The organism is Clostridium sp. AF15-41 (assembly GCF_003604095.1).
Taxonomy (GTDB): Bacteria; Bacillota; Clostridia; order Lachnospirales; family Lachnospiraceae; genus Coprococcus.
In genome coordinates, this window is sequence record NZ_QTMQ01000006.1 from 62,153 (window position 1) to 74,413 (window position 12,261).

Below are 12,261 nucleotides of genomic sequence, written 5' to 3' on the forward strand. Positions count from 1 at the left end.
AAACAAGTGTTATGCATGGTATATAATGATGAGGTATATGAAAAAAGAATTTATTGAAAAGTAATATAAAAGAAAAGAAGCGACAGGAGGTTTCACTATGGCATATTTTCCAATGTTTATCAATCTGGAAAACAAAAAAGTAATCGTACTTGGCGGAGGAAAGACCGCACTTCGAAAGATTAACTCTCTGATAAAGTTTGACTGTAAGATCGCAGTTATCGCACCGAGGATCTGCGATGAGATCAAGACAGTACCAGGAATCAGTGTACATGAGTCGAATATGACATTAGATGCGCTTGATACGGCAGATATGGTAATTGCAGCGACTAAGAGGGATGATGTAAATGCTAAGATCGGAAAGTATTGTAACGAACATAATATTCCGGTCAATGTAGCAGATAACAAGGATGTCAGCAGCTTCCTGTTCCCCGGAATTGTTATGCGTGAAGACCTGGTGATAGGGGTCACAACAGGAGGCTACAGTTCAAATGTAGCAAAGGAGATCCGTAATATGATCGAGAAGCTGATTCCTTATGAGTATGGAACCTTGACCAGAAAGATGGGAGCATACCGAGAGATTGCGTCCATTAATATCAAGGATGCTTATTTAAGGGAAATGGCACTGGATGAGATCATCAAACAGGCAATCAGCAATAAGTATATGATCGATGACCGAAAGGCAAATAAGATTCTGGATCGTTATGCGAAGGAAGATGAGCTGAGAGCGAAGGGTATGCGATAAAAAATACTTGCATTTTCCTTATAACGTGTTATAATCTTGTTTTAGTAAGATTATGGTAACTATTAAGAGTGGGTTTTGGCCCACTCTTAGTTTTTGTAGAAAGGTGGTATTGCTACGAAGAAAACAGATATTGAAGCAAAAGCAACAGAGATGGTTCTGCCGATCATTGAAGCAAATAACCTTGAATTGGTTGATGTGGAATATGTAAAAGAAGGCAGTGATTATTATCTGCGGATCTATGCAGATAAAGAAGGTGGAATAACGATCGGAGATTGTGAGATCGTGAACAGAGCCATGAGTGATCTGCTGGATGCAGATGACTTCATTAAGGATGCCTATATTCTTGAGGTCAGCTCTCCGGGGCTTACAAGACCATTAAAGAAGGAAAATGACTTTAAACGGAGTATTGGCAAGATCGTAGAGATCAAGACATATACCAAGATCGATAACTGTAAAGATTTTGAAGGTGAACTTACAGCGTACGATGAAGAAACAGTTACCATTTTGACAGAAGATGAGAAAGAACTGAAGATTGCAAGAAAAGATATATCGATGATAAGACTTGCATTTGTATATTAATAAAAGAAGCGGGAGGATAAAAAAGTGTCAGAAATTATCGAAGCATTAAATCAATTAGAAAAGGAGAAAAACATCAGCAAGGATATTCTGCTGGATGCGATCGAAAGATCCTTAAAGGCGGCCTGCAAGAAGGACTTTGATACCGATGAGAATATCGATGTTGTTATGGATCGTGAGACCGGTGAGTTTCATGTATATGCGAAGAAAGAGGTTGTAGAAGAGGTTGAAAGACCTGCGACACAGATTTCTCTGGAAAAAGCTAAGATGATGAATTCCAAATATGATCTCGGAGATATCATCAACATCGAGATCACAACAAAGGATTTCGGAAGAATCGCAGCACAGAGAGCAAGAAATGTAATCGTTCAGGCAATTAATGAGAGCGAAAGAGATGCGATCTACGATCACTTCTATACAAAAGAGAAGGATATCATCACAGGTATCGTTCAGAGATATGTTGGAAACAACATCAATGTCAGTCTGGATGATAAGACAGAAGCAATATTAAAAGAGTCTGAGATGGTTCCCGGCGAAGTATATAACAGAGGTGACCGTATCAAATTATATGTAACAGAAGTAAAGAAAGGCTCCAGAGGACCTAAGATCACAGTATCCAGAACACATCCTGATCTGGTAAAGCGTTTATTTGAAAAGGAAGTAACCGAGATCGCAGACGGTACAGTAGAGATCAAGAGCTCCTGCCGTGAGGCCGGTTCCCGTTCCAAGATCGCTGTTTATTCTCATGATGAGAATGTAGATCCGGTAGGTGCATGTGTAGGTGTAAATGGAAGCCGTGTTAACAACGTAGTAGAAGATCTGAACGGTGAGAAGATCGATATTATTTGTTGGGATGAGAATCCGGCAATCTTCATCAAGAATGCATTAAGTCCATCAGAGGTTATTGCAGTTGATGTAGATCTGAATGAAAAGAGCGCATTTGTCGTTGTACCGGATTATCAGTTATCACTTGCAATCGGTAAGAAAGGTCAGAATGCAAGACTTGCTGCAAAGCTGACAGGATATAAGATCGACATTAAGAGTGAGTCACAGGCAGAAGAGATGGGATATTTCTCAGAAGAAAATGATGACTACGAAGAGCCGGAGCAGGAAGAAGCATTTGACAATATTGACGATATCGTTGATGGTTCTTATGAAGAATCTCTGGAGCAGCAGGATGCAGAAGAAGTAAAAGAAGACGAAGAATAAAATGAAGTTCTGACCGGGTACCATGCCGATTGGAACGGAGATAAATATATAAGCATAGGAAGTGATGTTATGGCAAAGAAGATACCGCTCAGACAGTGCCTTGGTTGTAATGAGATGATACCGAAAAAAGAACTCATCCGTATCGTGAAGGATAATGAGAATAATTTTGCGATCGACCTGACCGGCAAGATGAATGGACGGGGGGCATATATATGCCGTAAGGCAGAGTGCCTGAAAAAAGCTATGAAGAGTAAATCTCTGGAACGCTCATTCAAGATGCAGATTCCAAAAGAGGTTTATGAGAAACTGGATAAGGAGTTAGAGGCAATTGAACAGTAAGAAGATTTATTCCATGATTTCCTTATGTGCAAAGGCCGGAAGGCTGGTAAGCGGAAACTTTTCAGTAGAAAAGGCCGTAAAAAACGGAAGCGCATGTGCTGTGATCGTGGCATGTGATGCAGCCCATAATACAAAGAAACTATTTGATCAAAAATGTAATTTTTATGAGATTCCATATTTTGAATTTGGAGACAAAGACAGTCTGGGAAAATTCGTTGGAAAAGAATTCCGGACGTCGATCGCGATCTTAGATGAAGGATTTGCGAAACAGATCATAAAATACATGAGTTTGAGTGAAAATATGGAGGTGTAACTTTTGACGAAACTGAGAGTACACGAATTGGCAAAAGAGCTGAATATAAGCAACAATGAAATCAAAGCAATCCTTGGCAAAAATGGTATCGAGATCAAGAGCCATATGTCGGCTGTTGATGAGAATATGATCAATATCGTTAAGAAGGCATGCGGAACCGGTACAAAGAAAGCAGATGCGCCGGCAGCAAAGCCTGTACCGGAAAAGAAGTCGGAGGACGTAAAGGCGGCAAAGACAGCACCGGAAAAGGTTCAGAAAGAGATTTCTGTAAAAGAAGAGCCTAAGAAAACGGCTGTAAGAAATGATCGACCGGCTACAGGGGAAGCGAATAAGCCGAAACAGGGTAAAGATGAGGGACATACGAGATTTGTCAGAGATGACAGAAACAGAAATAATTCCGACAGACAAAATAATGAGAGAGTAAGATTTAACAATAGTGAGCGTATGAATTCTGATAAGACAAGATTTGGCGACAAGCAGGGAAATGACAGACCAAGATATAACAACGACAGAAATAACGGTGACCGTGTAAGATTTACAAATGGTGATAGAAATAATTCTGACAGACCGAGATATAATAATGACAGAAACGGTAATGACAGAAACAATTCCGACAGACCAAGATACAACACTGACAGAAATAACATTGACAGAAATAACAATGACAGACCAAGATACAATAATTCCGGTGACAGAAATAATTCTGACAGACCGAGATTTAACAATGACAGAAATGGTCAGGACAGAGGAAGATTCTCAAACAATGGCCGTGGTGGTCAGGATCGTGGCAGATTTTCAGGCAATGGAGATCGTCAGGGCAGCTTTGACAAGCCGAAGTTCGGTGACAGACCGGATAACAGAAACAACCGGTTCAACAATAACAGAAACAATACTCCGATGGGATTTGGCAAGGATGACGAGGATGATAATAATAACAATCAGAGAAGAAGTCCAAAAGCAAATACCCGTAAGGATTTTGAAGCAAAAGAGATGCCGGGCAAAGATTTAAAGAGCCAGAACAGAGACAATTATAACAGAGATAAGAATAAGCCTCGTAAGGGCAACAGAAGATCTCCGGAAGAGGTTGAGGCAGATATCAGCAGACTGGCTAAAAATGTCAGAAACAAGCATCATCAGCCACAGCAGCCACAGCAGCAGGCAGAGGATAAGGAAACGATCCGTACGATCACACTTCCGGAGGTTGTAACGATCAAAGAACTTGCAGACATTATCAAAGAGCCTGTAAATGCGTTGATCAAGAAGCTCTTCCTTGCAGGTAAGATGTATAACGTGAACTCTGAGTTAGACTTTGAAGCAGCAGCAGAGATCGCGTTGGAATATAATTGTATTGCTGAAGAGGAAGAAAAAGTTGATGTGATCGAGGAGCTCTTAAAAGAGGATGAAGAAGACGAGAAGGATATGGTTTCCAGACCACCTGTTGTCTGCGTTATGGGTCACGTTGACCATGGTAAAACATCCCTTCTTGATGCGATCCGTAAGACAAATGTAACATCAGCCGAGGCCGGTGGTATCACACAGGCGATTGGTGCATCTGTGGTAGAGATCAACGGACAGACGATCACATTCTTAGATACACCTGGACATGAGGCGTTCACAGCTATGCGTATGCGTGGCGCACAGTCTACCGATATTGCTATCCTTGTTGTAGCAGCAGATGATGGTGTTATGCCACAGACGATAGAGGCTATTAACCATGCAAAGGCAGCCGGTATCGAGATCATCGTTGCGATCAATAAGATCGATAAACCAAGTGCAAATATCGAGCGTGTAAAGCAGGAGCTTACAGAATATGAACTGATCCCTGAGGACTGGGGCGGATCAACGATCTTCTGTCCGGTTTCCGCACATACAGGTGAAGGACTGGATAATCTGCTTGAGATGATCCTGTTAACTGCAGAGGTTCTTGAGTTAAAGGCAAATCCAAACAGAAATGCCCGTGGTATCGTAATCGAAGCAGAGCTTGATAAGGGACGTGGTCCTGTTGCAACTATGTTAGTGCAGAAGGGTACACTTCATGTAGGAGATTATCTTGCAGTCGGATCTTCCCATGGTAAGGTTCGTGCAATGCACAATTCAAAAGGTGTCCGTGTAACAGAAGCAACTCCATCCACTCCGGTGCAGATCCTTGGTCTGGATACAGTTCCATCAGCCGGTGAGATCTTTATGGCGGTTGATAATGAGAAGGAGGCAAGACAGATTTCCGAGACATACATTTCGCAGAGCAGAGTGAAGATGCTTGCTGAGACGAAATCCAGAATGTCACTGGATGATCTGTACAGCCAGATCCAGGCAGGTAATGTCAAGGAACTGAACATCATTATCAAAGCTGATGTACAGGGTTCTGTAGAGGCTGTTAAGCAGAGTCTGTTAAAGCTTTCAAATGATGAAGTTGCAGTAAAATGTATCCATTCCGGTGTTGGTGCGATCAACGAGTCAGATATCATTCTGGCATCCGCATCTAATGCGATCGTAATCGGTTTCAATATCCGGCCGGATGCAAGAGCAAAAGAGACAGCAGAGACAGAAGGTGTAGATGTTCGTTTATACAGAGTCATCTACAATGCAATTGAAGATATTGAGTCTGCAATGAAGGGTATGTTAGATCCTATCTTTGAAGAACAGGTAATTGGTCATGCAGAGATCAGACAGACCTACAAGGCTTCCGGTGTCGGTATGATCGCAGGTTCTTATGTATTAGATGGTATCATCAACCGGAACTGCAGCGTAAGAATAACCCGTGAAGGAAATCTGATCTACGAAGGCAAGATGGCTTCTTTAAAGAGATTCAAGGATGATGTGAAAGAAGTTAAGTCAGGATTTGAATGTGGTATTGTTCTTGAGAACTTTAATGACATTCAGGTAGAGGATCAGATTGAAGCATATCAGATGGTAGAGGTTCCAAGAAAATAATGAGAAAAAACAGTGTAAAAAATACAAGAATTAATGCAGAGGTTCAGAGAGAACTCTCACGGATCATCAGCAGAGAGATCAAGGATCCCCGTATTAATCCGATGACATCCGTAGTAGAGGCGGTTGTAACACCGGATCTGAAATATTGCAAGGCATACATCAGTGTCCTTGGAGATCAGGATTCCGTAAACTCCACACTGGAGGGACTGAACAGTGCAATGGGATTTATCAGAAGAGAACTTGCACATTCCATTAATCTCAGAAATACACCTGAGATCACATTTATCATGGATCAGTCGATCGAATACGGTGTAACAATGTCCAAAAAGATAGATGATGTTGTAAAAGACATCGAAGATGATGAGGATGATACAGAAAATGAAGAATGATTTTCTTACCATGATCGAGCAGGCAGACACGATCGCTATAACCGGACATGTACGTCCGGATGGCGACTGTGTAGGCTCAACGGTTGGATTATATAATTATATCATCAGCAATTATGATAAGCAGGTACAGATCTATCTGGAGGAATTCTCCAAGGATTTTCTGTTTTTACATGATGCAGATAAGATCAGTCATACACCTACAGATCAGGTCTATGATCTGTGTATTGCGGTGGATTGTGGTGATAAGGAAAGACAGGGAGATTTTCTTCCAATCTTTGAACGTGCGAAGAGCACAATGTGTGTGGATCATCATATCTCCAATCCGGGATTTGGTGAGGTATGCTATGTGGATGCAGAAGCGTGTTCCGCGGCAGAAGCACTTTATAAGCTGATGGAACAGGATAAGATTAATAAGAATGCTGCCGAAGCACTCTATATGGGAATTGTACATGATACAGGCGTATTCAAACACAGCAATACAACAAAGAGTGCGATGAGTATAGCGGGTGATCTGATCGAAAAGGGTGCAAATCCGTCATTTATTATAGATGAAACCTTTTATAAGAAGACATTTGTCGCAAATAAGCTGCTTGGAATCGCTCTGACAAAAGCAGAGCAGCATGCAGATGGCAGGATCATCAGCACAGTGCTTGAGACAGAGGATTTCCGAAAAAGTGGTGCAGGCAAGATCGATACGGATGGTATCGTTGATCAGCTTCGGATCACAGAGGGAACGGAAACGGCGGTATTTATCTATCAGACAGGAGAAGATGAATACAAGATTTCACTTCGGTCGAATAATATCGTTGATGTAAGCAGGATATCCTGCAATCATGGCGGCGGTGGTCATGTTCGTGCTGCAGGTTTCAGCATGAAGGGAGATATCAAAGAGATCCTTGCCGGCGTGATAGAGGAGATTAAGGAACAGTTATGCTAGACGGCTTTTTGAATGTATACAAGGAGCAGGGCTATACATCATTTGATGTAGTAGCCAAGCTTCGTGGTATTTTAAAACAGAAGAAGATCGGTCACACAGGCACACTTGATCCGATGGCGGAAGGTGTGCTTTTGGTGTGTCTTGGACAGGCAACAAAATTAAGCGAAATGCTGATCGATAAGGATAAGACATACCGTTGTGTCATGCTGCTCGGAAAGACAACAGATACAGAGGATGTAACAGGAAAAGTCCTTACAGAGACAGCAGATATCCCGGACGAAGCATCGGTAATAGAAACGGTAAACAGCTTTATCGGTACTTATGACCAGATACCGCCGATGTATTCGGCTATCAAGGTAAACGGCAAAAAGCTCTATGAATATGCCAGACAGGGAATTGAGATCGAACGGAGTCCGAGAGAGGTAACAATCTTTGAGGTAAAGATAGAGGATGTGTCGCTTCCAAGGGTTACATTTACCATACATTGTTCCAAGGGAACGTATATCAGAAGCTTATGCCGGGATATCGGAGAAAAGCTTGGCTGCGGAGCAGTCATGGAGAAGTTGGTCCGTACTGAAGTGAAAAACTTCAGGGTTGAAGACAGCCTGACACTTGCGGAGATCGAGCAGGCGAGAGATCAGGGAACGATCGCTTCATATGTAATGAAGAAAGAACTATTGCTGCCGGAGTATCCGGAGCTTCATATCGGTACAGATGAATATGCAAGAAAACTGTTAAGAAATGGAAATAAACTTCAGCTTTCCCAGTTTGCGGAAGCTGTGAGTCCTGAAACGGTTACAGATGTTCCGGGCATCCGTGTCTATGATGAAACGGACAGCTTTGCAGCGATATACCGATATGAAAAGGAAAAGAGCATCTGCAGGCCGGTAAAGATGTTCCCGAAGAATGCAGAGACAGATAGATGATAGGATAGAAGACAATGCAGCATTATTTTAATCAGAAAGATATACAGATCAATACAGAAAAAGGTTCCGTCGTTGCACTTGGCAAGTTTGACGGTTTTCATCAGGGCCACAAGCTGCTGCTTGACGAGGTACTTCGTTTACAGAAGGATGGATATACCGGAGTCGTATTTACCTTTGATATTCGTAAAAATTCGATCTTTGATGTAGATAAGCTTCAAAGCATCATAACCTCGGAAGAAAAATGTATGCTTGCAGAACAGATGGGAATCGATGTACTGGTGGAGTATCCGTTTGATGATGCATTTGCATCGATGGAACCGGAAGCTTTCGTAACGGATATCCTTGTAAAAAGGTTACATGCAGGATGTGTAGTCGTAGGAACCGATTACGGATTCGGAAAAAAGAAACGCGGGAATGTAGAGCTTCTGCGGAAGATGGCCGGCAAATACGGCTATCAGGTGATCGTGATAGAAAAGAAAAAGATCCATGATGTTATTGTAAGTTCCACTTATATCAGAATGTTGATCAGTGAGGGAAAAATGGAAGAAGCAGAAACCTTCCTTGGCAGACCTTATTTTCTGTCCGGTCATGTAGTGCATGGCAGAGAGCTTGGCAGGACAATCCAGGTTCCGACGGCAAATCTGCTTCCAAAGCATGGGAAAATCTATCCGGTGACGGGTGTTTATGCATCAAGGATACATCTGGAGGACGGCAGGGCCTGTTATGGGATCACGAATATCGGAGACAATCCGACGGTGAATACAGATCGCAGGGTAACGATCGAGACGCATATCTTTGATTTTGATGAGGATATCTATGAACAGAAGCTGGTCGTGGAATTGTTATCCTTTATTCGCGGAGAGCAGAAATTTTCAGGTGTTTCAGAATTAAAAGCACAGATGCTTGCAGACATGGAAGTGGCAAAACAGAGGATATTCGGATAAAAATTAATTTGTCAAGATATTTTACTTGACAACGATGCAGGCATGGTATAGAATAACCCATGGTAAAGGGAAAATACTTTACAGGCGGTGATCGTATGGAGAAAATAGTCAGACAGTCTTTATTATATGATTTTTATGGAGAGCTTTTGACGGAGCATCAGAAAGCAATTTATGAAGATGTGGTCAATAATGATATGTCCTATTCCGAGATTGCCAGAATGAATCAGATCAGCAGACAGGGTGTCTATGACATGATCAAGCGCTGCGATAAGATTTTGGAAGAATATGAAGATAAGTTACAGCTTGTTGATAAATTCATGAAAGCGAGAAAACAGGTCGAGAAGATGAAAGACTGCATTTCGGAGCTGATGGAAGAGAATCAGGATGACAGGCTGAATTTGAAGATAGAAGCAATCGACCGGTTATCGGATCGGATACTGGACGAGTTTTAGTAGATGAGTGTTAGGAACGAAGGGAGATATTCATGGCTTTTGACAGTTTATCTGACAAGCTTCAAAATGTTTTCAAGAAACTGAGAAGCAAGGGTGTTCTTACAGAAGATGATGTAAAAGAGGCAATGAAAGAAGTAAAGCGTGCTTTACTGGAAGCCGATGTAAACTTCAAGGTTGTTAAATCATTTATCAAAGCTGTAAGTGACAGAGCTGTTGGTGAAGAAGTCCTTAAGGGTTTGAATCCCGGACACATGGTCATTAAGATTGTAAAAGAAGAGATGGATAAGCTGATGGGTTCTGATGTAACAGAACTGAAATTACTTCCGTCAAATGAGATTACAGTCATTATGATGTGCGGTCTTCAGGGTGCCGGTAAGACAACAACGGCTGCAAAGCTTGCATATCAGTTTAAGAATAAAGGCAAGAAACCATTGTTAGTTGCCTGTGATGTATACAGACCGGCTGCGATCAAGCAGCTGCAGATCAATGGTGAAAAGGTTGGCGTGCCTGTCTTTACGATGGGAGAGAATCATAAGCCGCTTGATATTGCCAAGGCTGCGATCCTGCATGCAGAAAAGAATCATATGAATCTGGTATTTATCGATACGGCCGGACGACTTCATGTAGATGAAGATATGATGGATGAGCTTGCGGAGATCAAGGAAAATATCAATGTTACATATACAGTTCTTACCGTTGATGCGATGACAGGACAGGATGCTGTCAATGTTGCAACAACATTTAACGATAAGATTGGTATAGATGGTGTGATCTTAACGAAATTAGATGGTGACACCAGGGGCGGTGCGGCACTTTCCATTAAGGCTGTTACCGGAAAGCCAATCCTGTATGCAGGAATGGGCGAGAAGCTGACAGATCTGGAACCATTTTATCCGAGCCGTATGGCGAGCCGGATCCTTGGAATGGGTGATGTGGAATCGCTGATCGAGAAAGCACAGAATGCGATCGATGATGAGAAAGCGAAAGAGATGGAACAGAAGTTCCGGAAAGCATCCTTTGATTTCAATGATTTTATGGAACAGATGGATCAGCTTGAGAAGATGGGTGGAATCGGAGACCTGCTCTCCATGATGCCCGGAATGTCCAGTCAGATGAAGAATGTACAGATCGATGAAGATGCAGGCAAGAAGCCGAAGGCGATCATTCAGTCCATGACACCGAATGAGAGATGTCTGAAGGATCCGATCTCACCATCCAGAAAGAAACGTATTGCAGACGGCGCGGGCGTTCAGATCGCGGAAGTCAACCGTTTCTTAAAGCAGTTTGAACAATCCAAGAAAATGATGAAGCAGATGTCCGGTATGATGGGTGGCAAGAAACGCCACGGTGGATTCAAGCTTCCGTTTGGATTTAAATAAATTTTTATATTTTATATTTTATTTCAGGAGGAACAAACAAAATGGCAGTAAAAATCAGATTAAGAAGAATGGGTTATAAGAAGCATCCTTTTTACAGAGTAATCGTTGCAGATTCAAGATCCCCAAGAGATGGTAGATTCATCGAGGAGATCGGAACATATGATCCTAACCAGGAGCCAAGCGTAGTAAAGATCGATGAAGAAGCAGCTAAGAAGTGGCTTCAGACAGGTGCTCAGCCAACTGAGACTGTTGCTAAGTTATTCAAGCAGGCAGGTATTGAAAAATAATATCACCAGGGAGGTGTTTAAATGAAAGATTTAGTTGAAATCATTGCAAAATCCCTAGTAGATCATCCAGAGCAAATATCTGTTACTGAGACAGAGAAAGACGATATAATTAAAGTTGAACTGACTGTTGCACCAGAGGATATGGGCAAGGTTATCGGAAAACAAGGCAGAATTGCCAAATCCATCCGTACAGTTGTAAAAGCAGCTGCTTCAAAGGGTGACAAAAAGGTAATTGTAGATATTAAGTAGTACAAAGATCTTTTTGGGGGAGTTATCATAACTCCCCCATTTTTAGTTATAGTGGAGGAAAGATATAATTTTGGAAGACAGACTGAGAGTGGGTGTGATCACAGCACCGCATGGTATCAAGGGAGAGGTAAAAGTATATCCGACAACGGATGACCTGAATCGATTTAAAAGCCTGAAAAAGTGTTTTCTGGTATCAGGCAGCAAAGAGATTGAAACTGAATGTACATCCTGTAAATTTTTAAAAAACATGGTAGTTTTGAAGTTTGCAGGGTATGATAGTATAAATGATGTAGAAGCTTTAAGACAGTATGATATTCTTGTAAACAGAGAGGATGCCGTAGCCTTAGAGAATGGTGAGTTCTTTATCTGTGATGTGATCGGATCAAAGGTATACGATCAGAATGACACAGAGATCGGTGTGATCGATGATGTACTGGAGACGCCGGCGAATCATATCTTTGTTATAAAGAAAAAAGGACAGGACGATATCTACGTTCCGGTTGTAAAGGAATGGGTAACAGATATTGATACGGTAAATAAAACGGTAAAGGTACATCTTCTGAAAATCGCAGAAGATTAGAACGAATG

15 protein-coding genes are annotated in these 12,261 nt (G+C 41.9%); all 15 read left to right on the plus strand.

Annotation, left to right across the window (positions count from 1 at the left end; all coding sequences use genetic code 11):
• The first annotated feature begins 97 nt into the window (after nucleotides 1-97).
• The 15 genes from DWW43_RS06120 to rimM all read left to right on the plus strand — a co-directional run bounded on the left by DWW43_RS06120 (nucleotide 98) and on the right by rimM (nucleotide 12,253).
• Nucleotides 98-742, plus strand: coding sequence for a bifunctional precorrin-2 dehydrogenase/sirohydrochlorin ferrochelatase (locus tag DWW43_RS06120; protein ID WP_118616092.1), 645 nt, complete (start codon nucleotides 98-100; stop codon nucleotides 740-742).
• A gap of 108 nt (nucleotides 743-850) precedes the next feature.
• Entirely contained in the window at nucleotides 851-1,321 is a 471-nt protein-coding gene (gene rimP, locus DWW43_RS06125) for a ribosome maturation factor RimP (protein ID WP_226801019.1), read from the plus strand.
• 24 nt (nucleotides 1,322-1,345) lie between these two features.
• Entirely contained in the window at nucleotides 1,346-2,527 is a 1,182-nt protein-coding gene (nusA, locus tag DWW43_RS06130) for a transcription termination factor NusA (protein ID WP_021943980.1), read from the plus strand.
• Nucleotides 2,528-2,596: 69 nt separating this feature from the next.
• Complete coding sequence (locus tag DWW43_RS06135; protein WP_008401017.1) at nucleotides 2,597-2,866, plus strand: YlxR family protein; 270 nt, start codon at nucleotides 2,597-2,599, stop codon at nucleotides 2,864-2,866.
• The gene (locus tag DWW43_RS06140; RefSeq protein WP_021943979.1) at nucleotides 2,856-3,179 is read left to right on the plus strand and encodes a ribosomal L7Ae/L30e/S12e/Gadd45 family protein; all 324 of its coding nucleotides are present in this window, start codon (nucleotides 2,856-2,858) and stop codon (nucleotides 3,177-3,179) included. Before DWW43_RS06135 ends, DWW43_RS06140 begins: the two co-directional genes overlap by 11 nt.
• 3 nt (nucleotides 3,180-3,182) lie before the next feature.
• Nucleotides 3,183-6,110 (plus strand): translation initiation factor IF-2, encoded by a 2,928-nt coding sequence (gene infB, locus DWW43_RS06145; RefSeq protein ID WP_119963035.1) that lies wholly within the window; start codon nucleotides 3,183-3,185, stop codon nucleotides 6,108-6,110.
• Entirely contained in the window at nucleotides 6,110-6,499 is a 390-nt protein-coding gene (gene rbfA / locus DWW43_RS06150) for a 30S ribosome-binding factor RbfA (protein ID WP_008401014.1), read from the plus strand. The genes infB and rbfA overlap by 1 nt, the downstream gene beginning before the upstream one ends.
• Nucleotides 6,489-7,436, plus strand: coding sequence for a bifunctional oligoribonuclease/PAP phosphatase NrnA (locus tag DWW43_RS06155; protein ID WP_165853024.1), 948 nt, complete (start codon nucleotides 6,489-6,491; stop codon nucleotides 7,434-7,436). The genes rbfA and DWW43_RS06155 overlap by 11 nt, the downstream gene beginning before the upstream one ends.
• A complete protein-coding gene (gene truB / locus DWW43_RS06160; RefSeq protein WP_021943976.1) occupies nucleotides 7,430-8,362 on the plus strand; it encodes a tRNA pseudouridine(55) synthase TruB in 933 nt (310 codons plus the stop codon). Before DWW43_RS06155 ends, truB begins: the two co-directional genes overlap by 7 nt.
• 14 nt (nucleotides 8,363-8,376) lie before the next feature.
• Nucleotides 8,377-9,306, plus strand: coding sequence for a bifunctional riboflavin kinase/FAD synthetase (locus DWW43_RS06165; RefSeq protein ID WP_119963036.1), 930 nt, complete (start codon nucleotides 8,377-8,379; stop codon nucleotides 9,304-9,306).
• A gap of 95 nt (nucleotides 9,307-9,401) precedes the next feature.
• Complete coding sequence (gene ylxM, locus DWW43_RS06170) at nucleotides 9,402-9,758, plus strand: YlxM family DNA-binding protein (protein ID WP_165853025.1); 357 nt, start codon at nucleotides 9,402-9,404, stop codon at nucleotides 9,756-9,758.
• Nucleotides 9,759-9,790: 32 nt separating this feature from the next.
• Nucleotides 9,791-11,137, plus strand: a complete 1,347-nt coding sequence (gene ffh / locus DWW43_RS06175) for a signal recognition particle protein (protein ID WP_117822592.1) — start codon at nucleotides 9,791-9,793, stop codon at nucleotides 11,135-11,137.
• 41 nt (nucleotides 11,138-11,178) lie between these two features.
• Nucleotides 11,179-11,424 (plus strand): 30S ribosomal protein S16, encoded by a 246-nt coding sequence (gene rpsP / locus DWW43_RS06180; protein WP_021943973.1) that lies wholly within the window; start codon nucleotides 11,179-11,181, stop codon nucleotides 11,422-11,424.
• A 21-nt stretch (nucleotides 11,425-11,445) separates the two neighbouring features.
• On the plus strand, nucleotides 11,446-11,673 hold the full coding sequence (locus DWW43_RS06185) for a KH domain-containing protein (protein WP_008401006.1): 228 nt from the start codon (nucleotides 11,446-11,448) through the stop codon (nucleotides 11,671-11,673).
• Between the two features lie 70 nt (nucleotides 11,674-11,743).
• Nucleotides 11,744-12,253 (plus strand): ribosome maturation factor RimM, encoded by a 510-nt coding sequence (gene rimM, locus DWW43_RS06190; protein ID WP_119963037.1) that lies wholly within the window; start codon nucleotides 11,744-11,746, stop codon nucleotides 12,251-12,253.
• The last annotated feature ends 8 nt before the right edge of the window (nucleotides 12,254-12,261 follow it).